This is a genomic window from Butyrivibrio sp. VCB2006, from assembly GCF_000420945.1.
GTDB lineage: Bacteria > Bacillota > Clostridia > Lachnospirales > Lachnospiraceae > Butyrivibrio.
In genome coordinates this window covers 14,653-40,512 of sequence record NZ_ATVX01000001.1, presented here as the reverse complement: position 1 = coordinate 40,512, position 25,860 = coordinate 14,653, and the positions used below count along the sequence as shown (strand labels likewise).

The following is a 25,860-nucleotide window of genomic DNA, read 5'->3' as shown; positions in this document are numbered from 1 at the left end:
TCAGTTTCCTCCTTTCAATACTTTTTCAAAATATGAAACCGCACCGTTTACACCTTCTGTTACTGCTCTTGATGTAATTGTGGCTCCGGATATAGCCTCAATCTGAGTAGAAGAATCAGTTAACTGACCATTCTTAACAACAGAAAACTGTGTAGCTGCCTTGTCTACAAACTGAGGTCTGATCACTTTGTCAGCATTCATACCAAGACCTGGAGTCTCAGCAATTGAGATAATTGATATGCCGTTGATGTTTCCATCATTTGTGATACCAACGGTGTACTCGATAAAATCGCCGTATCCCTTGGACTTAACCTGAATTACATAGCCGGCTGCGCCGCTTCCGTCAACAGCTTTTTTAACACTTTCAATTGTTACTCCGGGATGCGCTGCTGTAACTTCTGCTACTGCTGCCTCGTCCAGGTCCACGTCCTCAAAGGTCTGCGCACTTGCAAAAACTGACTGATTAGCCTTGTCCTGTGCAAGCTTATCCTGGTAAGCAATAGGTTCCTTAGTAACCTGATAAACCAGGCCCAAAAGAACACCGGCTACCAAAGTAATTGCAAAAAGGATAAGGGCGTTTTTAATCATGCTCTTAGTATCGTTCATGCTTTTTTCGCCTCCTTCTTGCCAGATTTCTTCTTAATTCCGAAAGCTCTCGGAATAGTAAACTTCTCAATAAGCGGAACCAGAAGGTTTGTGATTACAATTGCAAAAGAAACACCCTCTGCGTTAGCTCCGAAGATTCTGAATATCCCCGTCAAAATACCAAGGATAAGTCCGTATATGAATCTTCCCTTAGGAGTGATAGGACATGTAACATAGTCAGTTGCCATGAAGAATGCACCAAGCATAAGTCCGCCGCCTGCAAGGTGTGCGGAAATGTATGACCAGTTAAATCCATAGCCACCAAAAAGAGCTACAAAAAGAGCAAACGAAATAATATAGGTAAATGGAATTACATAATCAATGATTCCAACTGCGAAAAGGATGATAGCACCAATTGCTATACAAAGCATTGATGTCTCACCGATAGTACCTGCAGTTTTACCAATGAGCATGTCCATTACGTTAACCTCAACGCCGTTTTTAAGGTTGGCAAGAGGTGTTGCTCCGGTGTAAGTATCTGTTACAAAGTTGGTCATTAGAGCTGGGAAAGAAATTACAAGGAAGCATCTTCCGCCAAGGGCAGGATTCATGAAGTTCTGTCCAAGACCGCCAAAAAGCTGCTTAACCATTATAATGGCGAAAATACCGCCAAGAACCGGAATCCACCACGGCACTGTGGATGGAAGGTTCATTCCCAGTAAAAGACCTGTAACAACCGCTGATAAATCGCCAACAGTAACAGGCTTATGCAGAGCTTTCTCATAAATAAACTCGGAAAGCACGCAGGAAGCCACTGATAATAAAAGAATAATAAGTGCATCAATTCCAAAATTGTAGATACCAAAACCTGCAGCAGGCAGAAGTGCTATTACTACCCACATCATGATATTAGATGTTGTGGTCTTGGATCTGACATGCGGATTGGATGACACTCTACGCAGATCACTCATCTTATGTTAATCCTCCCCTCACTTTTTCCTCTTGCCAAGCTGAATCTTCCTCATACCCTTGATCAGCTGTGTAAGCTGACGTCTGGCTGGGCAGATATAGCTACAGCATCCACACTCACAACATTCCATTCCGTACATATTCAGGAAGGTCTGCTCGTCATTGTGTTCAACCGCATCTGCAAGGTTCTTGGGAACAAGTCGCTCCGGGCAAACCTCTACGCAGCGAGCACAGTTAATGCAGGCACTTGGTTCCATCTCGGAAACCGCATCCTTGGAAAACGCAGTGATAGCAGAAGCAGTCTTGGTTGTTGGAACATCAAGATCAAAGATGGCAAATCCCATCATAGGACCACCGGATATGATCTTGGCAGGTTCAGTTACAAAACCGCCGGCTTCTTCTATAAGCTCTTTGTAGTTTGTACCAATCCTAACCTTGTAGTTTCTTGGATCAGCTATGCAGTCACCAGTAATAGTTACAATCCTCTCCATGAGAGGACGACCCTCTTTTACTGCTCTGCAGACAGCACAAAGAGTATCAACGTTGTCGACAATACATCCGGCATCTGCAGGAAGCATAGAAGAATTGATTTCTCTACCTGTGCAGGCATAGATAAGCATTCTCTCTGCGCCTTCCGGATACTTGGTCTTAACCGCTTTAACGCTGATCTTATCCTCGTTCTTGGTAAGTTCTTTATACTTGGCTATACAATCAGGCTTGTTGTCTTCTATTGCAAGAATTCCCCTTGCATTAGGGAATATGCTGACAGCAACCTTAAGTCCCTCTAAAAGGAGCTCCGGTTCTTCAACCATACGTCTATAGTCAGAAGTAAGATATGGCTCGCACTCTGAGCAGTTAGCGATGACGTAATCGATCTTGTCAGGCTCCTTTGGTGCAAACTTAACCGCAGTAGGGAAGCCTGCTCCGCCCATACCAACAACTCCAGCCTCGCGTACTGCTGCGATCTTATCCTCCGGTGTCATTTCTTCGTACGGCTTAAGCGGCTTAAACTCCACCTCTTCATACTTGCCATCGTTCTCCACGATGATACTGTCGCACATTGCGCCTGTAGTAAGTCGTCTCTTTTCAATTGCCTTAACCGTTCCGGAAACTGTTGCGAAGATATTTGCAGACACAAAGCCGCCTGCTTCCGCAATCTTCTGACCGGTAAGAACATGATCACCAACTGCCACAATTGGCTTGGCTGGCGCACCGATGTGCTGAGACAGAGGATATACCAGATCCCCTTTTGGTAGCACTGATTTTATGGGCTTATCCTTAGACAGTTCTTTGCCTTCATATGGATGGATTCCGCCCGCGAACGTACCTCTAGCCATTTCCTACCCTTCTTTCAATTATTATTTGAAAATATCCCGAAAAGAACTTCCGGGAAGATTTTCCCCAACATAATTAGTATATCTATTTTTGTGAGAAAATTCCATATTTATACGTTTTTTTGTGTATAAAAATGTAATAATTCACAGAATATAATTGAAGATAATTTATTAATGCAATGATATAATAATTTTGATATGCAATATTTACTTGCCGGTGCGAATTTATGCGGCATTTATCAAATATTAAACAGCAAAGTGAGCATCCATCATGATCAAGACAACCGAAGAATTCATTCTGCCAGAAGACTCAATTGCAAATTCACTTAATCAGGGCCTGGGCTGTCAAAAAGAGGAAATCCTTTTTATGGATATCGAGACCACCGGCCTTTCTGCCAAGACCTCTGATTTATATCTTATCGGAGTTTCCTATTTTCAGGGTAATACCTGGCATATTGTTCAGTTCATGGCTGAATCTCTGGAACACGAGAAGGAAATCCTACTTAATTTCCAAAATTTGATTAAGTCCTTCAAGTACGTGATAACCTTCAATGGAAATCGCTTTGATATTCCATTTCTGCAGGACAAATTAAGCAAATATGAGCTTCCTGATTCTTTTTCCAAGATACAGTCCTTTGATCTGTATAAACAGATTTTGCCCTACAAATTGCAGTTAGGGCTCCCTGACTGCAAACAAAAGACAATAGAACTCTATCTTGGAATTGATAGAGAGGATAAATACGACGGCGGAAAGCTTATTCCTGTATACAAAGAATTCGTTGAGACCAAGGATCCTGATAAGCTTCGTCTTCTGCTTCTTCACAATTTAGAAGACGTAAAGGGAATGTTTGGACTTCTCCCTATGCTAAGATATCAGGAATTCTTTAATCTTTTTGCAAATATGCCCAAGGTTTCCATAAGAACTGATGAAGAAATAGACGATGACAGAATGGATTATATCCTTCCCGTCAGAGCAAAAAAAGTTCAAGCCAACTACTACAAGGACTATGACGGTTCTTCCAAACAGGAAGTGTTCATGAAGCTTTCACTTCCCTTTGAACTCCCTTCCTCCCTCAGCGGCAATCTGGACAACTGCTATTTCAAGATTGTGGGAAAAGAGGCTACTCTTAGAGTTCCACTCTATGAAACCGAGCTAAAATACTACTATTCAAACTACAAAGATTACTATTATCTCCCCAAAGAAGATATGGCAATCCACAAGTCCATCGCTGAATTCGTAGACAAGGCCTATAGAGAAAAAGCCACAGCCGAAAACTGCTACACAAAAAAAGAAGGACAGTACCTTCTTGAGTGGGATCTGGTATTCTCACCATTCTTCAAAGAAAACTATAAAGACAAGAGATTTTTCTTTGATCTCAATGAAAACATGAAAAAAAGCCGCTTCGCCATGAGTCTTTATGCATCCCACGTAATTGCTCATATACTTGAACTTTAGGCCAAGAAAGTTGAATTTGCGAATCATTCGCACGAGCACGTAAATTCATAAGTGCAAAAATATAGAGAAGTTATTCTGTTATGGTTCACTTTTTTGAACCACAGAATAACTTCTCTTTATTTTTGTGCTATGAATTAGTACGAGCCAGAAGTGAGCAAATTCAACTTTTGGCCATTTTTAAGCCTTGGGCTTCTCGTAGTAGAAGGAATTCTTACGAACAAAACCGATATCCTTGTAGTTTACTATCTGCTCTGTACTTCCAATAAAGAGAATTCCGCCCGGAACAAGATTTGCATAATACTTTCTAAAAATGTCGTCCTTAGCTTCCTCAGTAAAGTAAATAAGAACGTTTCTACATACAATCAGATGGCAATCCTTTGGATATGGGTCTCTTAACAGATCTGCCTGTTTGAAGGTAACGCGGGAAGTAATCTCGCTCGAAACCTTCATTTTTCCGTCAGGAGTCTCTGTGAAATATTTCTTCTTAAACTCCTCGGGAGTATTGGCGATCTCTTTTTTATCATAAATAGCAGCCTTAGCCTTGGCCAAAACCACTGCATCCAGGTCAGTAGCATAGACATTGATCTGATTAAGAGGCAAGTGCTTGCTAAGCATCATAACAATTGTATAAGGCTCATCACCTGTAGAGCAGGCTGCACTCCAAATCTTAAGGTTCTTGCCGAACTTACTCATAAGTTCAGGAACCATCTCTTTATCCATAAGATTCCACTGATCCATGTTTCTAAAGAACTCTGAAACATTGATAGTCAGATATGTTACAAAAGAGTCCAGTGCCTCTCTGTCTTTCTTAATAAGTGCAAGAAATCCGTCATAGCCCTTAACTTCATACTTACCGATAAGGGTATCGATTCGTCTTTTCATCTGTTTTTCTTTGTATGCATTAAGATCAATCTTGGTTAAATCATAGACACCCTTTTTAAACCACTCGTAATCGTATTCCATTCAAGCTTTTCCTCCTATCATTATACTTAGCCAGAATAAACACAAAAATCAGCGAATATGCCACACTTCTATTTTAATGGAGGTGGTATTGTATGTAAAATTAAATAATTATAAATATTATTTCGATAATAGCTGAAGACAGAAAAAGAGCTGACAGCATAAGCCATCAGCTCTTTGTAATTATTATTCGTAATTAGTTCTCTTCGTTCTGCTCAGCGATAACCTTGTCGATATCAACAGATACTACATCGCCTTCCTCTGCAGGAGCTTCCTCTTCCTTCTCAGGAGCGAACATAGCCTTGATTGAAAGAGAAATCTTCTTCTCATCCTCGTTGAAATCAACGATCTTAGCTTCTACTTCCTGACCAACCTTAAGTACATCAGCTGGCTTCTCAACGTGTTCCTTAGCAATCTGAGAAACATGAAGAAGTGCATCGATACCAGGCTCAAGCTCTACGAAAGCACCAAAGTCTGTCATTCTGGCAACCTTACCCTTAACTACGTTGCCTACTGCATACTTCTCTGTAGCATTCTTCCAAGGGTTCTCATCATCGAACTTTCTTGAAAGAGCAATCTTGCTGCCGTCGATAGACTTAACAAGAACCTTAACTGTGTCACCGATCTTGAAGACCTTCTTAGGGCTCTCAACTCTTCCCCAGCTCATCTCTGAGATGTGAAGAAGTCCATCAGCACCACCGAGATCAATGAATGCACCGAAATCTGTAACATTCTTGACTACACCGTCAACTACATCGCCGGCTTTGATTGTATCAAAGAGCTTCTTAGCAGCCTCAGCCTTCTCAGCTGAAACAAGCATCTTGCGGTTACCGATATATCTACGTCTCTTAGGATTGTACTCTGTTACTACGAACTGAATTTCCTGATCCTGATACTTGGAAAGATCCTTCTCATAGCTATCAGAAACAAGGCTAGCTGGGATGAAGATTCTAACTTCATCAACTACTACTGTAAGGCCACCCTCAAGTACCTGTACAACCTTAGCTGTAAGAACTTCCTTGTTGTTGAAGGCCTCTTCAATTCTCTTGTTGCCTCTGTCGATGGCAAGTCTCTTGTATGAAAGAATAACCTGTCCGTCAGCGTCGTTGGTCTTAAGGACCTTAACATCCATTGTGTCGCCAACCTTAACGGCGGTTGTAAGATCGATACTGTTGTCGTTGGTGTATTCGTTCTTGGTAAGAACACCATCGGACTTGTATCCGATGTTGAGGATTATCTCGTCAGGCTTAACGTCAATAACAGTTCCCTCAACAACCTCCCCTGTGTGAATTGTTTTGAACGATTCGTTAAGCATCTGTTCAAAAGTTTGTTCTGACATAATTCTGAACCTCCTCGATAATGTTCTTTGGGGTCGATGCCCCGGCAGTAATCCCTATGAGCTTAACATTTCCCTTAATTTTTAAATGCAAATCCTCAAGGGTCTGAATAAAATATGTATCCGCACATTTTTCCTTACAGATTTCATATAGTTTCCTGGAATTGGAACTGTGCGCACCACCAATTACTATCATGGCGTCCGCTTTAGATGCTATTTCCTCAGCTTCTGTCTGACGTTCATCAGTTGCATTGCATATAGTATTCACAATATTAATATTGTAACTGTTATTTTTGAAGATTTCAACGGTTTCTTGAAATTTCTTCTTGTTAAAAGTAGTCTGGGCCACAAGTGTGTAATCCAGTTCCCTGTTTTTGTCGAATTTTGCTGCACTTTCAGGGCCGTCTATTACATAAACGTCTCCATCTGCATAGCTTACAATTCCTTCAACTTCCGGATGATTGGCACTACCTACAACTATGATGCTCTTACCCTTGGAGCTCTCCTCACCTACTACCTTGTGGATTCTTTTAACAAAAGGACATGTAGCATCTATGACCGCAAGCCCGGTCTCTTCAATAAGAGCCTGAACTTCTCTGGTTACACCATGGGATCTGATGACAATGGTTCCTTGAGATTTTTTATCATTATCGGAACTGTTTTTGTCAGCCACAAGCTTTTTTAGTTCTTCTATACCCTCTATTACTTTAACGCCTTTTTTCTCCAAATCGGAAACAACAGTCTCGTTATGGATAATTGGACCATAGGTATAGATATTCCCGGCAGTTCCCTTATCAATCTGTTCATAAACCGTATCAACAGCCTTGGTTACACCGAAACAAAATCCGGCGTGTTCAGCTACTATTACATCCATAATATACTCCCAATAAGATATAACTAAATTAAATGGTAACAAATTGATTTTTATTAATCAATAATATGCTTTAAGCTCGCTCTTTGTAAAGCTCAATTATCTTGTCTGCTACTTCCTTGATTGACATATCGGAAGAGTCAACCAGAACTGCATCATCAGCCTGCATAAGAGGTGAATTTTCTCTGTGCATATCTCTGTAGTCTCTGTCGATGATATCTTTCTCAATCACATCGATATCGCAATTTTCTCCCTTTGCAATAAGCTCCTTATAGCGGCGCTCCGCTCTTACTCTTGAGCTGGCTGTAAGATAAACCTTGAGAAGTGCGTCAGGAAGTACAACTGTTCCTATATCTCTTCCGTCCATTACAACATCCGTAGTCTTTGCAAGCTTTTGCTGAAGCTCAACAAGCTTCTTTCTCACATCGCCATTTACGCTGCTTGCAGATGCCATTTTGCCGACCTCTTCGGTTCTGATCTTGCCATTAACATTCTCGCCGTTTAGATAAACGATCTGTTCATTATTCTCATACTTAATTGTGATGTCAGCGCTCTGGCAGGTTGCGCTGATCTTGTCAGCATCATCAGCGCTTACATTATTATTGATCATATAAAGAGCCATTGCTCTGTACATAGCTCCTGTATCAACGTACACAAATCCAAGTTCCTTGGCTACCATCTTGGCGATTGTACTTTTACCTGCTCCTGCAGGTCCATCAATTGCGATATTTCCCATTATTACTACTCCTCATTTCAATTTATAACTCAAAGATTTGATTTTATTTAACGGATTCCAATTAGTCAATCCATAGCCGCACAAGTTCCCGCAAGATGGCCTGTAGACCAGGCAACCTGAAGATTGAAACCTCCGGTTTCCGTATCTACATCTATTACTTCTCCAGCAAAGTAAAGTCCCTTTACCAGCTTAGACTCCATGGTGGAAGGATTGATTTCTTTTACACTTACACCGCCCCTTGTGATAATGGCTTCATTAAAGTTTCTGGTGCCTGTAACAGTCATAGGCAGGTTCTTGATAAGCTTAACAAAAGAACTTCTCTCTTCTTTGGTAATTTCGTTAACTTTTTTATCCGGATCTATTCCGGAAAGGCTTATCATCACAGGAATCAGCTTACTTGGGAAAAGACCTCCCAAAATATTCTTAAAGGACTTATTAAGTCCATCTTCAAAGTCCCTTAGAACTCTCTTATCAAGCTGTTCTTCTGTAAGAGCAGGCTTAAGATCCAGAAGAAGTCTTGCCTGTCTGTCTTTTTCGTAGTGGCAGCTGGCTGTAAGAACAAGGGGGCCGCTAACTCCAAAGTGAGTAAAGAGCATCTCTCCAAAGCCGTCATATACAGGCTTTTCTTTCTTTTTCTTTCCACCCTCAGTTTTTTTCTCTTCTCCTGATGCTTCAGCCTTTGCCTTCTTGGGCTCAAGATACATCTTAAGTCCCACATTCCTAAGAGATAATCCCTGAAGTTCCTTGCACCATTCCTCTTTTATTTCAAAGGGAACCAGTGAAGGAAGCGGAGTTACAATTGAATGTCCCAGGTCCTTGGCAAACTTATAACCATCTCCCGTTGATCCGGTGGATGGATAAGAAACACCTCCGGTACAAACAATTACGCTGTCAAACTCTTCCCTTGTTATGGGATCGTCTTTACTGCTGTAAGTCACTGCAGAAACTAAGCCGTTTACTTCCTCTACGGAAAGAATTTCTGTACCAAACTGAACGTTAACACCTGCCTTAACCACAGCTCTGTATAAGGTGTTTATGATATCAGAGGAATGGTCCGAAACAGGGAATACCCTGTCGCCACGTTCTACCTTAAGCTTGCAGCCATTGCTTTCAAAAAAGTCCATGACTGCTCTGTTGTCAAAATCATATATTGCACTGTACAAAAACCTTGGATTTCGCTTAACAAATCCAAAGTAGTCCTCTACATCACAGGCATTAGTCACATTACATCTTCCCTTACCGGTGATGTATATCTTTTTTCCGGGTTTTTCATTCTTTTCAAAAATAGTGACGCTCCCGCTGCTATTTGCAGCAGCAAGCGCCGCCATCATTCCGGCTGCTCCGCAGCCGATAACTGCAATTTTCTTCATTTAGGATTTTTCCTTATTTCTTGTAGATGGATAATAGGTCATTGGTGCATCTGACGCAAAGTCAATCTCGTCATTAAGATACACCTGATAATTATTCCATGCTTCCTCAAGCATCTTGAGATCAGCCTGTACCTCCGCAGGTCTCTTCATACATAATGCCACAACAAGTGCATTTATCACACTTAATGGCGCAACCAGTGAGTCCACAATTGAAGCCATCTCACTCTTTGCCAAAAGATTACAGGAAGAATACAGATTCATCGGTGAATGAACCGAGTCTGTAATGGTAATAACTTTGGCATTTCTATCATTGGCAAACTCCATACACTTAAGAGTTCTCATGGAATACCTTGGAAAGCTGATGCCGATGATGCAGTCTCTGTCTCCGATTCTGATCATCTGCTCAAACATCTCACTGATACTGGTGGTCTTAATTAGTACGTTATTGCCCCTAATGATGTTTAGATAGAAGTGTAAAAAATCTGCCAAGGGTTCACAGGATCTTAGGCCAACAATATACACTGTTCTGGCCTTCAAAATAATATCAACCGCGGTCTTAAAAGCGGCCACGTCTATGTTATTGATTGTATGCTCGATATTGGATATGTCAGACTGAAGGATTGCTGATAATATTTCTCCTTCGTTGCTCTTGCCAAATTTACGGCCAACCTTCTCAACCGAGCCAAATTTATCACTTACCCATACAGCAAGTGCCTTCTGAAAAGCAGGATATCCGTCATATCCAAGACTCATGGCAAAACGAACAACAGTTGATTCACTCATACCAACTATCTTGCCAAGTTCCGCCGCTGTCATGAATACTGCCTGCTCATAGTGATCACAGATATATGTAGCAATAGATTTCTTGCCCTTACTCATACGAGAGTAGCATTCATTTATCCTGGTGATTACATCAACGCCCTCTTCAAACTTCATACCATTCCCCCAATGCCAGCTTATCAGCCAAGACTAAATGCCTTGTAAGCAGATTCAAGCATAGCAACAGATGAATCCTCATCAAGGTCATAGTCTCCTGTAACAGCCATGCAGCCTGCACCATGGATAAAGATCCACATCTGCATAAAGAGCTGCTGGGCATTGCGGACTCCATTCGCCTGAGCCTTACTGATCTCTTTAACCACGTTCTCAGTAGAACCGTTTACAAGATCATACATGCTTCTTCCCTCAGATTCCTGACCGGAAACAAAAAGGAGCTTGAAAAGATGAGGATATTTCTGGGCAAATCCTATGTATGCAAGTCCCAGATCCACGAAGGGAACTTCATGAGTCTTATTAAAGTCATTGTAATAATCCTCATAATAGGCTGCCGCCTTGTCATAAACGTCCTTCTTGAGGCCGTCCATATTCTCATATATACGGAAAATAGGCTGTGTTGAGCATCCTGCTGCAGCTGCAAGCTTTCTGGATGTAATCTGCTCGAAGCCCTCTTTCTTGGTTATCTTAAACGCTGCATTTACAATTTCTTTTTGTGTGATGGTAGCTTTTCTAGACATATTTCCTCCCCGATGTAATAGATAAACAGATATTTAAAAATCATGCGTTATTATTTTACAAAAAAGAGTGCTGCGTGTCAACGCAGCACCCCATTTTCATCAAAGGAATATTTAACTCCCCATTTAGTTATTGTTTCATTGATTGCCATTCTACCATCTGCCTTGGCATAATGTTTTTTACCGTCAATTACAAACCAGTTGCTCTTTTGCAAAGCACCATTCTGATTGAAGAAGTAGTAATCATCATCAATTTTAACCAGTCCGTATTGCATATGGCCGGCTTCATCAAAATAGTATGTGGTTCCCCACTTTACCATGAAACCTGTGACCATGTGACCATCTTTATCAAAGTAATACTTGTAATTATCAATAATCACATAATTTTGCTTAATAATCTGGCCATTAGCATTTGCATAGTATTTATGCCCATCTCCCGGTTCAAAGATTCTTTCGGTAACCAGTTTTCCGTCTAAATCGAAGTAGTATATAGAATACCACTTTTCCATAAACCCTGTTACCATTGCTCCGTCTTTGTCAAAGTAATATCTGTTTCCATCTTTATCAAGGAAGCTCTGATAAAGCATGTGTCCATTTTCTTTGAAATAATATGTTTTTCCGTCGATAACAGTTATTCCGATAGCCATGGTTCCATCACTATATTCATAGTATTTTGAACCCCACTTCGTTTTCCACTGTCCCGTTTTTTCAGGTTCTACAGGTTCATCAGGTTCATCTTCCTGTGAAATATCACCTGTTCTGTACAGGTAGAAATCGTCAAAAGCTCCCCAGGCTCCGGCAGGTGTCTTAACGCTCACTCCGACAGTTACTACTGTGCCATCCTCTTTTACTGTAATATCTGTAACTTCAGGATTTGCCCAGTTCTGCCAGGAAGTTACACCAGTTGCAGTACTGAGCTTGTCTTCTCCTACCACTGCATAAAGCTGGAAATCCGATGTAGTTCCGGCATCTCCGCCTTCCAGGTATGTTCCAAGCTTGTATACACCTTTATTAAGAGTAACTTGCTGTTCAACTGTGTAAGAAATTTCTTTATTATCCCAGAAATGAAGGCAATAATTACCGGAATGAACGTTACTGGAATCATTCTTCCTACCTACGCAGGAATTTGTGTCATTTATAACCCATGCAGTCATGTCTGCATTTTCAAAACCCGGATTAACAATGTTATTAAAAGGTCTGATTGTCAGATTAACTGATACTGCCTTCTCTTCACCTGAAACTTCCACTGTTCCGTTTATCACATATGTTCCAACGCCGCTGTTTACTGCCTGTGTGAGCTCATCCTGGTTCCAAACTACCGGCGCCTGACTTGTATTGCCATCAGAATATGTTACGGTTGCATTCTCCGGAAGTGCTATTGTCTCGCCTTCTTCAAAAGAAACATCTGCTACCGAAACACCTGTTACAGTGATCTGGGCAGTTGTACCTGTTCTAATGTAGCTATATAACTTAGCAGTAGCAAGAGGATGTCCCGTAAAATCAAACCAGGCCTCGTTATCCACTGCAGATCCGCCGTACCAAGGGCCGGCATCTTTATCATAGCCCCCTGCATAGGATGTAGCCCATCCGCTTCCGTATTTTTCCCATAATTCCTTATTCTGAGATAAAATATCGGCTGCATTATCTGCATTTTCATCGTAAACCTGAACAGGAATCCATGCGGGCTCCCAATAGAATACTCCGATACCTCCGGCTATACCTGCAACCGTATCTACAACTGCACGAACTGAATTAGCCTGTCCCTGCACCGATACATCAAAGTTTATAGCATCTCCGGTCTTTCCTTCATACTCGGTATTGCCATGTCCATCACCATCTTCATAGGTTGTAAGATATGATGTCTCCGCAACCATGACCTTTTTACCATATGTTCCGGCGATGTCAGAAAGAACTGACTTCAAGTTGTCCAGAGAACCATGCCAGTATGGATAATAGGATGAAGCAAATACATCGTAATCAACGCCATAAGAATCCAGTTTCTGTGCATATCCTGCATATCTTCCGCTGGACTCGGGATTAGTGAAATGAACAGCTACAAGTATTTCTTTTCCGTAGTCCTCAGAAACCTTCCTAACAGCAGCACTTCCTGCTGAAAAGATCCTTGCCATACCATCCCAGCTCTTTTCACCGGCTATACCATTGTTGGTCTCGTTACCAACCTGTACCATTCCCACATTTACGCCGCTATCAAGGAGACCCTCAAGGCTTTCCTTGGTAAATTCTTCTATAGCCGCGCTCTTCTCATCTAAAGACATTCCAGCATAAGCCTTGGGCGCAGTCTGCTTGCCGGGATCAGCCCAGAAATCCGAATAATGGAAGTCCACAAGAACTTTCATACCTGCATTAGTGGCAAGCACGCCAATCTTCCTGGCAACATCTATATCGCAGTTTCCGCCGCCGTATCCATTTCCATTTTCATCATAAGGGTCATTCCAAACACGGATTCTTACATAGTTGACGCCGCCATCAGCAAGGAAGTTAAAAAAGCCCTGGTCATCAAGCTCATTTCCGTCATAATCATAGTACTTAACGCCGCTGTTTTTCTCAGCAACATAAGAACTCACATCCACACCGGTGATAAAATCACCGTTTGCTCCCGGAACCTTTTCCACATATATTTCTGCGTCTACAGGTTCTTCTGATGGATTCTCAGGTTCTGGATCCTCAGGATTCTCAGGGTCGGGATTTTCCGGTTCATCGCCGCCTTCTTCTCCGGAAGAAGCACTGCTACCTCTAGTTACCTTAACGCTGTTAAGATAACCCCAGCCTTCTTTTTCCACATCAAAAACAACACTGATAGTGGCCTTTTCAATGTCCTCATCAGTAGTAAACTCCAGCTCGCCCGTAAGCCAGTTGTTATAGCCTGTAAGGGACACAGCTTCACTCTTTTCATCCTCTACGCAGATGCTAAAAGAGCCCTTTTCTCCCATTGCTTCTGAAGAAAAAGTATATGTTCCCGCAGGAATATAGGTTTCTTGTGAAAAAGAAAGAACCCCCGTCCCATTACCGAACCAGTAGTTTACACCGTAATCGGAGCCATCAGATGGCTTTTCCATCCACTGGTCAGATGAATAAGTATAGCTTTTGATGCTGGCACCTGTACTATCCCAGTCATCAACAGTTACGCTCCAGCCTGCATCACTTCCCCAAATATCTGCAGACAGGTCTGAATTAACGATTGTCACGCCATTGCCCTCTTCGACATTTTCTGCCGCCAAAGCACAAACAGCGGACATCTGTCCAATGGTCATTGCCGTTGCAAGGGCCATGGACAAAGCTTTACCCCATTTTGCTTTTCTCATATCAGCCTCCAAGAAAAAACTAATCAACATTACTGAACATCATTATAATTGCGCAATTCTGCGCAACGCCATATGTAATAATCACGATTTTTCATGCGCAACTTAGCGCAACAACATATCATATAGTAAATTTGCGAAAAAAATGCACAAACATGTTGTGAACATTTAAGTTGTGGAAGGTGGTAAACTTAATACAAAGGAAATAGTTTCCATTATTATTTAGATTTCGGGGGTTATCACAATTATGGGAGACAACAAAAAGCACAGCTATGGCATTATTTCCAGGCTTATGTATGGCATGGCTGAATTCTACGGTGGCGGTGCTTTCGTCATCATCAACACTTTTTTCACTGTATTCTTAACAAAAGCGCTGGGAATGCCGGCCGCAATGGCAGGTACTATTCCGCTTGTAGGTAAAATATGGGATGCGGTTACAGACCCAATCATGGGCAACATCACAGACCGTACCAAATCACGCTTTGGCGCCAAAAGATTCTACATACTTATCGGAGGCATTGTATCTTCACTTACCTTTGTTACTATGTGGTTATCCGTAAAGACTGAGTCCATGGCTCTTCTTTATGTCTTTTACCTGTTAATGTACTGCCTGTTCTCAACAGGCTTCACTATTCTGATGGTTCCATACAATGGTCTTCTTCCTGATATGATAGATGACTATTCTATGCGCTCCAGATTCTCCAGTGTCCGTATGATCTGGTCCACTCTCGGTTCCATGGTCTGCGGCCTTGTACCAACCTTTATCATCAGCGACAACCTTGATAAAAAATCTTATCTTCAGTGTGCTGTACTGTTCGGTGTATTGTTCTTTGTAACAACAATGGTTACCTTTGTGGGAACCTGGGAAAAGCAGAAAGAGCCCGTTAAAGCAAGTCTTTCTGAGAGCTTCCCTCAGGCAGCAAGCGTATTTAAGAGTCATTCCTTCAGATTGTTCATTGGGCTCTATCTCTTTGGACAGTGCGGAATGGACTTTGTTTCAGGAATGGCAGTTTACTACGTAGATGATGTTCTTAATGGCTACGGAAACATGTATTTCACCTACCTTATGGCTGTTCTTCTCATATCTCAGCTCACAGGAATGTTGGTGTTTGCTCCGGTAATGAGCCACACCTCAAAAAAATTCACTATCCTTGTGGGTGCGCCCATAAGACTGGTCGGCACTTTGGGGCTGTTATTCTTCTCTTATGAAGGAGCAAACATTATTCCCATCCTTGTTATGACAGCACTTATCGGTTTTGGTAATGCAGCCACTCTTTCCAGTATCTTTGCAATCATGGCGGATATGGCTGAAATTGATGAGCTCATCACTTCAATCCATAGACCGGGTATTGTTTCAGGAATGGCTACCTTTGCAAGAAAGATCTCTTCAGGTCTTTCCGCTGCCATCATCGGATTCCTGTTATCTGCAGTAGGTTATGACGAGGTCTTGGCCAACCAGGGTGCAAGACAGTCACTGTACACTCAGCATGGAATCGCACTTATTTATATCTTCGTTCCTGCTCTTCTCATTTCCTGCCTCATCATTGTGGGAGCTCTTTTCCCTCTTACAGGAAAAGAATTTGCTGTAGTTCAGAAGGAAATTGCAAGACGTAAGGGTGAGGATAATTCAAGAGCAACAGAAAGTGAAATAGCTATCTGTGAAAAGGTAACAGGATTGTCCTATGACCAGTTGTGGAATCCAAAGAATGCCACACTCAACAAGTAATTGGTCTTAGGTCATCAATTGATATTCTATATACTGCAAACATAAATTTTGTTATTGCAAAAGAAAGAAGGAATAACATATGAATTCACCACTTGTATGGGCTCATAGAGGAGCCAGCGGATATGCACCGGAGAACACACTTCCCGCCTTTAAAATGGCAGCTGATATGGGAGCTAATGGCGTAGAACTTGATGTCCAGCTCACCAAGGATGGCGAGATTGTTGTGTGCCACGATGAAAAAATCGACAGAACCAGCAATGGCGCAGGTTTTATCAGAGATTACACTCTTGAAGAGCTTCGTAAATTTGACTTCTGTAATGGTAATATTGCTTTTGAAGGAACTAAAATCCCAACCATGGAGGAGGTATTTGACCTACTTGAGCCTACAGGATTAACCATCAATATAGAGCTTAAGACCGGAGAATACTTCTACCCCGGCCTTGAGGAAAAGATTGTGGACCTTACCCGGAAAAAGGGATGGCTTGGCAGAGTTATCTTTTCATCCTTTAACCACTATTCAATCATGAAAATAAAAGAATTGGAGCCAGAAGCAAAGACCGGTTTTCTCTATGCGGACGGAACCCTTAACATGCCGGGCTACGCTGCCGAAAACCAGGTTGATGCTCTTCATCCAGCATTCTATAACCTTCAGTATCCTGACTACATGGATGACTGCAACATGTTTGATATCGATGTAAACGTTTGGACAGTCAATACCGATGCTGCCCTCCTAAAGTGTAGGGAATACGGTGTTAATGCAGTAATAACCAATTATCCAAAGAAGGCTATCGAGTTATATTCCAAATAAAAAACGGAGATCACATGAATAATACAATTACTCTTCTTGGTGAGGATGACTTCCTCTCCGCAATGGAAAACGAAAACAAAAAATGGCGCAATGAATGTGTTACAAGGGGTTCTCTAAGTAGCTTTGACGGCACTAAGCTAAGCTACTACGTTGCGTCCCCCAATAAACCCATAGGAAGCGTTACAATAGTTCACGGTATGGCTGAATTTTGGGGCAAATACCATGAATATGCCTGGTATCTTTATCAGGCAGGCTACAAGGTATTTTTCATGGAGAACAGGGGCCACGGCTACTCTGAAGGCAAGGTCAAGGATCCACAGCTCATATACGTTGATGACTACTCCACTTATGCCGAGGATTTACGATGTTTTGTGGAATCTGTTGTAGTTCCTGAGAGCAAAGGCCTTGAGATGATGCTCATAGCTCATTCCATGGGCGGTGCTATAGCAACTCTTTTCCTGGAAAAGCATCCTCAGTACTACAAGGCAGCAATCCTAAGTTCACCAATGCTTAAGATGAAGGCAGGAAACCTTTCTCCACTTGCTGTTTTTGCCCTCAGACTGTATGCCAAGCTGTTTAGGAAAACGAAGTCTATTGCACCTAATCAGAAGCGTTTCAATCCCGATACGCCTTTTGAAACAAGTAGTGCCAAGAGCAGACCTCGCTTTGATTATCAGCTGCAGATTCGCAGAAAAGATGAGCATTATCAGATGACAGGAGCCACCTTTGGTTGGGCTCTTGCCAGCATTAAAGTTCATAGAGACATCTTCAGGCACATAAACAACATAAAAATACCGGTAGATATCTTTACCGCTGGTCAGGATCATCTGATTGATCCCATTGGTTATGATATGTTCAAAGAAAGACTTCCAGAAACCAAAATACACGCCTTTAGCGAATCAAGACACGAGATTTTTAATGCCGATGAAGTTTCCAGAAAGCGTTATTACACAGAAGTTCTTTCTGTTCTCCAGAGCCATTTATGATTTAAATAGTCTGAAATATCTTATTTTTCTTCTGAATATTGTGTATAATTAAATGATGGCTAATAATTCAATTGACAATTCTAAAAACGGATTTATAACCGCCTCAGGCAGGCGGTTTATTTCCGATGTTCAAAAAGAGTTTCATTATACATCCTTTGAAACAAAAAAACTGCTTAATGAATACTCTCCCGGAAGTAGTGGCCCTCTGCTCTACAAAAAGACTTCCACTGTAAACTTGGAACCACACGTTACACTAAATCGCGATAAATTATCCATTAGTTTTAACATATACTCTGATATTAGCGGACATAGTTATGTCCTCAAGGACATCGCTGCTCTGCTGACTGCAATTGATGAAAGAGAAATCGTAAGCTACGGAAAACATTTGGAATTCACTCATGACCTGGCTGCTTTTTCAGAGCAGTCCCAGCGAATAATCGCTTTTCTTAAGGACTATTTCAGAGGTAAGCAGCGTGGTGATGAGTTTTCATCCTATTCAAACAGCCCCTACTCCTATGGTAGAGGACATAACAAAGAACTTGAACTGTCAGGACATGAAATTGATGAGTTTTTCAAGGCTGTCCATGATATCTATTTTGTAAATACAGATTTCAGAGCTCGTTACCACGAGGAAAGGCCGGTGGAGATTGTTCCGGTTTTCCCGCCTATAGACCTTCACATTGAAAAAACAGCCAACGGTGTAAATTTTGAAGCCAGTTCCTTTACCATGTTCGAAGGATATTCGAATATTTATTTCGAGCGCAGAAGAAAGATACACATGATATCCAGAAAGGACTGCGAAGATGTCTTCCCATTCCTTAAGTTTCTCTCTGCCCGCAGAACAGAAAACGAATTGTTCATATCCAACAAGGATCTTCCTCTTTTCTCTTCAGGTCTTTATCCGGTACTTGAAGAATACTTCAACGTAAGCTGCGATGGTTTCTATCCTGCCAAGTTTTCTCCGGATATTCCGAAATTTAGAATATATATTGATATGCCTGATTCCGTCACAATAACTTGTGATATACAGGCTATTTATCATGCAGATAAAAGAACGGAGCAAGTCATAAGTCTTCTAAAAGGAACCATTGATAATGCGGATCTATCGCTTAAAGAAAGCAGCGAAACCGTCATCAAAAGGAATTTCCATCAGGAAAGCACTGTTACCCAGCTTGTAAGCCAGAATTTCGACAGCCTTGATATGCAGAAGGGGCTATTCATATTACAGGCTGATCCGGATAGTGAAGACAAACTATACACTTTTATAGCAGAAAGTATCCCTCGCCTTTCTGAAATTGGCGAAGTATATCTGTCCGAAGCAATCAAAGCAGTAAACATAACATCTACTCCTATCGTAAATATGGGAATTTCAGTTGTTTCTGATTTGCTTGAGCTATCTATAGCACCTTCTGATATTTCAACCAAGGAACTCAATGAAATTTTGGGAAGATACAAGAGGAAAAAGAAATATTTCCGTTTGGATTCAGGTGATATTATTGACCTTCGAACCAAAGAATTGGATCTCCTTTACAGCCTTAATGAAGGTCTTGGTCTTAGTTCAAAGGACATTTTATCAGGGCACGTATCAATACCTAAATACAGAGCTCTTTTCCTAAATGAACTTGCAGAAAACAGCGAACTTATCAGTGGAGCTACGATTGGAAGAACAAAGGCCTTTAGTGATCTTGTAGGTTCTTTTGCCACAACAAGCGACAAGTTGTTTGCCGTTCCCAAATCCCTTGATAAAATTGTTCGTGATTATCAGAGAGATGGTTTTATCTGGCTTCGCACTCTTCGCCACAACGGTTTTGGCGGCATCCTAGCAGATGATATGGGTCTTGGCAAAACATTGCAGGTATTATCTCTTCTTCTTAGCATCAAGGAAGAGTCTGTAAGAAACAAAAAGAAAAACCGCTGCTCTCTTGTAGTGTGTCCTGCATCCCTTGTTTATAACTGGGAACATGAAATCAAACGCTTCACTCCATCCCTTAACTGCGAGCTTGCAGTGGGAATAAAACCTGACAGAGTAAGAGTCACCTCGGAAATAGACGAAGAGAATACTGATGTTATCATTACTTCCTACGATCTCCTAAGGCGTGACATTGATCTGTACAAGTATATAGACTTTGACTGCCAGATAATAGATGAAGCCCAGTTCATCAAAAATCCCACCACTCAGGTTGCCAAGGCTGTTAAGAGCCTTAATGCCTCCTTTAAGATTGCTCTGACAGGTACTCCTATCGAAAATAGGCTAAGTGAGCTTTGGAGCATCTTTGACTATTGCATGCCGGGATACCTTTTTTCCTACAAGCACTTCAGAGAATCCATCGAATCTCCCGCCATTTTAGATGGAGATGAAGAAGCTATGAAGAGATTAAAAAGAATGATCTCTCCTTTCGTCCTTAGAAGGCTCAAGAAGGATGTGTTAAAAGACCTGCCTGATAAGCTGGAGGAAAACATCTATGCTCCAATGGCCAAGGAGCAGGAAGAACTTTATAAAGCACACCTACAGCAGATAAAGCTCATGGTAGATTCCAAAAATGAAGAAGATTTCAGACGCGACAGGATTATGATCTTATCGGAGCTCACGAGACTGCGACAGCTTTGCTGCGATCCTGGGCTTATTTACGAAAACTACTCAGGTGGCAGTGCCAAAGCCGATCTGTGCCTTGAAATGATAAAAAGTGCCGCCGAAAGTGGCCATAAGGTACTCCTCTTTTCACAGTTTACTTCCATGCTGGACAGACTTACTGCGCTGCTGAAAAAAGAAGGTATCAAGCATTACCTCCTAACAGGGGCTACCAAAAAAGAAGACAGAATTCAGATGGTCGATGCCTTCCAGGAGGATGACACCCCTGTATTCTGCATCTCTCTAAAAGCCGGAGGCACAGGCCTTAACCTTACCGCTGCTGACATTGTTATTCACTATGATCACTGGTGGAATATCGCTGTAGAGAATCAGGCCACGGACAGAGCCCACAGAATCGGGCAAAAGAATGTGGTTACTGTTTATAGACTAATAATGCAGAACACCATTGAGGAGCGCATAATTCTTTTGCAGAATAAAAAGAAAGAACTGGCGGACCAGCTCCTAAATACGGATTCGCTCAAAAATCCTACACTATCGAAGAAAGAACTTTTGGAGATACTTGGATAAAATGAAAATACCCGACAAATAAAATTTGTCGGGTATTATTTTAGATTTCTTCAACGTAGCTCACAAAATCGAGTTCATTGAGTTCTGTTAAGAATTCTCTGTGAGAGCGCTTTTTATCAAAATCCACGTCTATTATAAGGGCTACATCAGATGAGTTAAGGGTTTTCTCTTTTGACTTGGCAAGGCTGCTTGTCTTATAGCCCTGCTCACTAAGCCATTTGGACAGTTTCTTAACTCCACCGCTTTTATCCACCTCAATGAAGATACTGATATACTTGCTATACTCTTCAACTACTCTGCTGACATTCATAAGAACTACATTAGCAAGCATAATGAGAGCAAAGCAGGCAATTCCCACAATAAGATAGCCACCACCTATAGCCATGCCCATGCAGGACGTAACCCAAAGCGAAGCGGCTGTTGTTAAACCCTTGATCTGCTGACGTCCGGTAACAAGAATTGTACCCGCTCCAAGGAAACCAATACCACTTACGACTCCGGCAGGAATACGACTGACATCGGCATTAAGACCTGGTTCCATAGCAAGGAAAATATTAAGTGCAGTAGCAATTGCAGAACCAAGGCTAACTAGGGCAAAGGTTTTTATACCGGCACTATGTCTTTTGACAACACGTTCCCATCCAATGAAGCTTCCAAAAAGTGTTGCTATAACGAGTCTGATAGCAACTGCTATGTCGGTTGGGCCCTCTAAGAATTCTATTAATGATTGTGCTCCCATAAGCACCTCCTGACCATACGAAGTTGTACTTCAATTATACCATTAATTTAAATACAGCCCCTCATAAGAGCAGGCTGTATCCTATCCACTATTTAGCTAAGTGCAGCCAAAAGATCTGCCACAACTTCCTCCATGGTCTTGTCACCTTCATCAATAACGATGTCGGCATACTTTTCATAAAGAGGAGTTCTCTCGTTGTAAAGAGAAACCAGTGACTGACCTTCTCTCATAACAACGCCTCTCTGCTTAACATCACTAAGTCTTTTTGTAAGAACACCCATGCTTACTTTGAGATATACAATCTTACCGATATTCTTATAGTGGTCCATGGCTTCCTTGCCATAAACTGCGCTACCGCCTGTAGAAACAACAGTCTTTTCAACTTCTATTTCCGTATTAACCTTGTTTTCTATATCAATAAAGCCGTCAATTCCCTCTGATTCAATAATCTCAGAAAGCTTACGTCCCTCTTTTTCCTGAATCACAATATCTGCATCAACAAAATTGTAACCAAGTATCTTGGCTAAGATTACACCTACTGTGCTTTTACCTGACGCAGGCATACCGATCAATATAATGTTGTTCTTTTTCATAAAACTCCTTAAAAAAGCCCTCTGCCTTCGCAGAGGGCTAAAAAACACTTCTACTTACGCGTTAACGATCTGGCCGAAATCTGGCTTAAGAGATGCGCCACCGATAAGACCACCGTCGATGTTTGGCTTTGAAAGAAGCTCTGCAGCGTTGCCGGCATTCATTGATCCGCCGTACTGGATACGAACTTCATCAGCTGTAGCCTGATCATAAAGCTTAGCAATAAGTTCACGGATAAATGCGCAAACCTCTTCAGCCTGATCAGCAGTAGCTGTCTCACCTGTTCCGATAGCCCAGATAGGCTCGTAAGCGATAACAAGCTTCTTAACCTGATCAGCTGTAACGCCTAAAAGATCCCAAGTGATCTGTCTCTCAATCCACTCCTTGTAAGTACCAGCCTTACGAAGTGCAAGAGACTCACCGCAGCAAAGGATTGGTGTAAGACCGGCTGCAAATGCCTTCTTAACCTTTGCATTGATAAGGATATCATTCTCGCCGAAGATATCTCTTCTCTCGGAATGTCCCATGATTACATATTCAACGCCTGCATCTACAAGCATAGGAGCTGAAATTTCACCTGTAAATGCTCCCTTGTCCTCGATGTAGAAGTTCTCAGCACCAACATGTACGTTTGTGCCCTTAACAGCCTCTACTACAGGAACGATATCGATAGCTGGTACGCAGTATACTACGTCTACAGCATCGTTCTTAACTAAATCCTTAAGCTCTGCACAAAGAGCTACTGCCTCGCTGGGAGTCTTATTCATCTTCCAGTTGCCGGCAATAATACGTCTTCTTGCCATTTTATTATTCTCCTTTATAAACCACTGACCGGTTCTCCGACCAGTGGAATTCTTATTTATATCAGTCCTTGTCGTCTGCTGCGTAAACACCAGGAAGCTTCTTGCCCTCAAGGAACTCAAGAGAAGCACCACCACCTGTTGAGATGTGGCTCATCTTGTCAGCATAACCAAGCTGGTTAACAGCTGCTGCACTATCACCACCACCGATGATTGTTGTAGCGTCTGTCTCTGAAAGTGCCTTAGCAACTTCCTTAGTACCGTTAGCAAGAACAGGGTTCTCGAATACACCCATAGGTCCGTTCCATACTACAGTCTTAGCTGACTTAACAGCCTCTGAGTAAAGAGCGATTGTGTTAGGTCCGATATCTGCGCCCTCTTTGTCAGCAGGGATCTTATCAGCATCTACAACTATTGTCTTGATTGATGGGTTGTCGATAGGGTTAGGGAACTCATCGATGCAAACTGCGTCAACAGGAAGAAGAAGCTTCTTGCCTGACTTCTCAGCCTTCTCCATCATCTCTTTACAATAGTCAACCTTTGTCTCATCAAGAAGTGACTTACCAACTTCGTATCCCTTAGCCTTAAGGAATGTGTAAGCCATACCACCACCGATGATAAGAGTGTCGCACTTATCAAGAAGTGTGTTGATAACGTTGAGCTTATCAGCAACCTTAGCGCCACCAAGAATAGCTACGAAAGGTCTTACTGGATTCTCAACTGCGTTTCCAAGGAAGTCGATTTCCTTCTGCATAAGGTATCCAACAGCGTTGTTTCCGCCTTTTTCCTTGATATACTTGGTTACAACTGCTACAGAAGCGTGTGCTCTGTGAGCTGAACCGAAAGCGTCACATACATAGTCATCTGCAAGATCAGCAAGCTCTTTTGCAAAAGCCTCACCAGCCTCTTCAGGCTTAGTCTCTTCCTTGCCTCTGAAACGAGTATTCTGAAGAAGGATAACATCGCCTTCCTTCATAGCCTCTACAGCACCAGTAGCTGCTGCGCCTGTTACGCTGTAATCGTCAATGAACTTAACGTCCTTGCCAAGCTTCTCTGAAAGTCTCTTAGCAACAGGGCCAAGTGACTCTCCCTCGTTAGGACCATTCTTAACCTTACCAAGGTGTGAGCAAAGGATAACCTTGCCGCCGTCCTTAACAAGCTTCTTGATTGTAGGAAGAGCTGCAACAATTCTTGTCTCGTCTGTGATCTCACCGTTCTTAAGAGGTACGTTGAAATCGCAACGAACTAGTACACGTCTGCCCTTTACGTTGATGTCATCTACGGACTTTTTATTAAGTGCCATATTCTTTTTCCTCCTGGGATATAGTTTTAAAAGAAAAAAGGGTCTGGTCCGTTAGGGCCAGACCCTCTAAAAAAGTCTATTTAGATATTAGAATCAATTAGCCAAGCTCTGCAAAGTACTTGATTGTTCTAACCATCTGTGATGTGTATGAGTTCTCGTTGTCATACCATGAAACAACCTGTACTTCGTATGTATCGTCGTCAACCTTGTTAACAAGTGTCTGAGTAGCATCGAAGAGTGAACCGAATCTCATACCAACGATATCAGATGAAACGATCTCGTCTGTGTTGTATCCGAATGACTCTGTAGCTGCTGCCTTCATAGCTGCGTTGATAGCTTCCTTAGTAACGTCAGCCTTCTTAACTACAGCGAAAAGAAGTGTTGTTGATCCTGTAGGTGTAGGAACACGCTGAGCAGCGCCGATAAGCTTTCCGTTAAGCTCAGGGATAACAAGGCCGATAGCCTTTGCAGCACCTGTTGAGTTAGGAACGATATTAACAGCACCTGCACGTGATCTTCTGAGGTCGCCCTTTCTCTGTGGTCCGTCAAGGATCATCTGGTCACCTGTGTAAGCGTGGATTGTGCACATGATACCTGACTGGATTGGAGCGTAATCATTAAGAGCCTTAGCCATAGGTGCAAGGCAGTTTGTTGTGCAAGATGCAGCTGAAATGATCTTGTCATCCTTTGTAAGTGTTGTGTGGTTTACGTTGTAAACGATTGTAGGAAGATCGTTTCCAGCAGGAGCTGAAATAACAACCTTCTTAGCACCAGCATTGATGTGTGCCTGTGCCTTTTCCTTAGATGTATAGAAGCCTGAGCACTCAAGAACTACGTCTACGCCAAGCTCTCCCCATGGGCAGTTGTTAGCATCGGGCTCTTTGTAAATCTTGATTGTCTTGCCCTTTACTGTGATTGTTCCAGCCTCGTCATCAGCTGTTACGTCATCTTCATGACCAACTTCTACGTAACGTCCCTGTGAAGAATCGTACTTAAGAAGGTGAGCAAGCATCTTAGGGCTTGTCAAATCATTGATAGCTACTACTTCGTAACCTTCCGCACCAAACATCTGTCTGAATGCAAGACGACCAATACGGCCAAAACCATTAATTGCAACTTTTACTGCCATTTTAAGTTCCTCCTAAAATGAAATTTTATAATGATTGCTGTTACATATTATCTCATTGACAATTTTTTATCAGCAATTACAATTCTAATAGACTTTTCGCCATAAATCAAGTCGGATTTCGTAAAAAACGTGATATTATAATAGGGTGCAAAAACCTAATTTTATAAAATTGC

At 42.0% G+C, this 25,860-nt stretch carries 21 protein-coding genes; 5 read left to right on the top strand and 16 right to left on the bottom strand.

The annotated features are described in order from the left end of the window. Genes G613_RS0100180 through rsxC form a run of 3 tightly spaced genes read right to left on the bottom strand, consistent with a single transcriptional unit; the run spans position 1 to position 2,891 of the window. Positions 1–606, bottom strand: a complete 606-nt coding sequence (locus G613_RS0100180; protein WP_029230714.1) for an RnfABCDGE type electron transport complex subunit G — start codon at positions 604–606, stop codon at positions 1–3. Further along, positions 603–1,556, bottom strand: coding sequence for an RnfABCDGE type electron transport complex subunit D (locus G613_RS0100175; RefSeq protein WP_029230713.1), 954 nt, complete (start codon positions 1,554–1,556; stop codon positions 603–605). Before G613_RS0100175 ends, G613_RS0100180 begins: the two co-directional genes overlap by 4 nt. An 18-nt stretch (positions 1,557–1,574) precedes the next feature. Next, complete coding sequence (gene rsxC, locus G613_RS0100170; RefSeq protein WP_029230712.1) at positions 1,575–2,891, bottom strand: electron transport complex subunit RsxC; 1,317 nt, start codon at positions 2,889–2,891, stop codon at positions 1,575–1,577. A 268-nt stretch (positions 2,892–3,159) separates the two neighbouring features. Here rsxC and G613_RS0100165 point away from each other — a divergent pair, with 268 nt between their 5' ends. Further along, positions 3,160–4,344, top strand: a complete 1,185-nt coding sequence (locus G613_RS0100165) for a ribonuclease H-like domain-containing protein (protein WP_029230711.1) — start codon at positions 3,160–3,162, stop codon at positions 4,342–4,344. 177 nt (positions 4,345–4,521) lie between these two features. On the opposite strand, the gene G613_RS0100160 is transcribed toward G613_RS0100165, so the two are convergent. The 8 genes from G613_RS0100160 to G613_RS0100125 all read right to left on the bottom strand — a co-directional run bounded on the left by G613_RS0100160 (position 4,522) and on the right by G613_RS0100125 (position 14,451). Next, a complete protein-coding gene (locus G613_RS0100160) occupies positions 4,522–5,307 on the bottom strand; it encodes a CheR family methyltransferase (RefSeq protein WP_029230710.1) in 786 nt (261 codons plus the stop codon). A 193-nt stretch (positions 5,308–5,500) separates the two neighbouring features. Then, complete coding sequence (rpsA, locus tag G613_RS0100155; protein ID WP_029230709.1) at positions 5,501–6,643, bottom strand: 30S ribosomal protein S1; 1,143 nt, start codon at positions 6,641–6,643, stop codon at positions 5,501–5,503. Further along, positions 6,624–7,514: a 4-hydroxy-3-methylbut-2-enyl diphosphate reductase gene (ispH, locus tag G613_RS0100150; RefSeq protein ID WP_029230708.1), complete on the bottom strand. Its 891-nt coding sequence runs from the start codon at positions 7,512–7,514 to the stop codon at positions 6,624–6,626. The genes rpsA and ispH overlap by 20 nt, the downstream gene beginning before the upstream one ends. A 70-nt stretch (positions 7,515–7,584) precedes the next feature. After that, positions 7,585–8,247, bottom strand: a complete 663-nt coding sequence (gene cmk / locus G613_RS0100145; protein ID WP_029674319.1) for a (d)CMP kinase — start codon at positions 8,245–8,247, stop codon at positions 7,585–7,587. Between the two features lie 65 nt (positions 8,248–8,312). Beyond that, positions 8,313–9,617, bottom strand: a complete 1,305-nt coding sequence (locus G613_RS0100140; RefSeq protein WP_029230706.1) for an NAD(P)/FAD-dependent oxidoreductase — start codon at positions 9,615–9,617, stop codon at positions 8,313–8,315. Continuing rightward, positions 9,618–10,553 carry a MurR/RpiR family transcriptional regulator gene (locus tag G613_RS0100135; RefSeq protein ID WP_029230705.1) on the bottom strand — a complete coding sequence of 312 codons (936 nt, stop codon included), beginning with the start codon at positions 10,551–10,553 and terminating at the stop codon, positions 9,618–9,620. Positions 10,554–10,576: 23 nt separating this feature from the next. Continuing rightward, entirely contained in the window at positions 10,577–11,131 is a 555-nt protein-coding gene (locus G613_RS0100130; protein WP_029230704.1) for a TetR/AcrR family transcriptional regulator, read from the bottom strand. A gap of 77 nt (positions 11,132–11,208) precedes the next feature. Continuing rightward, positions 11,209–14,451, bottom strand: coding sequence for a glycosyl hydrolase 53 family protein (locus G613_RS0100125; protein ID WP_029230703.1), 3,243 nt, complete (start codon positions 14,449–14,451; stop codon positions 11,209–11,211). A 244-nt stretch (positions 14,452–14,695) separates the two neighbouring features. On the opposite strand from G613_RS0100125, the gene G613_RS0100120 reads away from it, so the two are divergent. The 4 genes from G613_RS0100120 (at position 14,696) to G613_RS0100105 (ending at position 21,125) form a co-directional block, all read left to right on the top strand. Beyond that, positions 14,696–16,174, top strand: a complete 1,479-nt coding sequence (locus tag G613_RS0100120; protein WP_029230702.1) for an MFS transporter — start codon at positions 14,696–14,698, stop codon at positions 16,172–16,174. Between the two features lie 79 nt (positions 16,175–16,253). Further along, entirely contained in the window at positions 16,254–16,982 is a 729-nt protein-coding gene (locus G613_RS0100115) for a glycerophosphodiester phosphodiesterase (RefSeq protein WP_029230701.1), read from the top strand. Between the two features lie 14 nt (positions 16,983–16,996). Further along, positions 16,997–17,968, top strand: a complete 972-nt coding sequence (locus G613_RS0100110) for an alpha/beta fold hydrolase (protein ID WP_029230700.1) — start codon at positions 16,997–16,999, stop codon at positions 17,966–17,968. A 52-nt stretch (positions 17,969–18,020) separates the two neighbouring features. Next, complete coding sequence (locus tag G613_RS0100105; protein ID WP_029230699.1) at positions 18,021–21,125, top strand: DEAD/DEAH box helicase; 3,105 nt, start codon at positions 18,021–18,023, stop codon at positions 21,123–21,125. Between the two features lie 40 nt (positions 21,126–21,165). Here the strand turns inward: G613_RS0100105 and G613_RS0100100 are convergent, their stop codons facing one another. From G613_RS0100100 to gap, 5 genes are all read right to left on the bottom strand, one after another. Beyond that, positions 21,166–21,864: an MgtC/SapB family protein gene (locus G613_RS0100100; RefSeq protein ID WP_029230698.1), complete on the bottom strand. Its 699-nt coding sequence runs from the start codon at positions 21,862–21,864 to the stop codon at positions 21,166–21,168. A gap of 92 nt (positions 21,865–21,956) precedes the next feature. Continuing rightward, entirely contained in the window at positions 21,957–22,457 is a 501-nt protein-coding gene (locus G613_RS0100095) for a shikimate kinase (protein WP_029230697.1), read from the bottom strand. Between the two features lie 54 nt (positions 22,458–22,511). Then, a complete protein-coding gene (gene tpiA, locus G613_RS0100090; protein ID WP_029230696.1) occupies positions 22,512–23,258 on the bottom strand; it encodes a triose-phosphate isomerase in 747 nt (248 codons plus the stop codon). 61 nt (positions 23,259–23,319) lie between these two features. Further along, a complete protein-coding gene (locus tag G613_RS0100085; protein WP_029230695.1) occupies positions 23,320–24,558 on the bottom strand; it encodes a phosphoglycerate kinase in 1,239 nt (412 codons plus the stop codon). Positions 24,559–24,655: 97 nt separating this feature from the next. Further along, entirely contained in the window at positions 24,656–25,687 is a 1,032-nt protein-coding gene (gene gap / locus G613_RS0100080) for a type I glyceraldehyde-3-phosphate dehydrogenase (protein WP_029230694.1), read from the bottom strand. Positions 25,688–25,860: the final 173 nt, after the last annotated feature.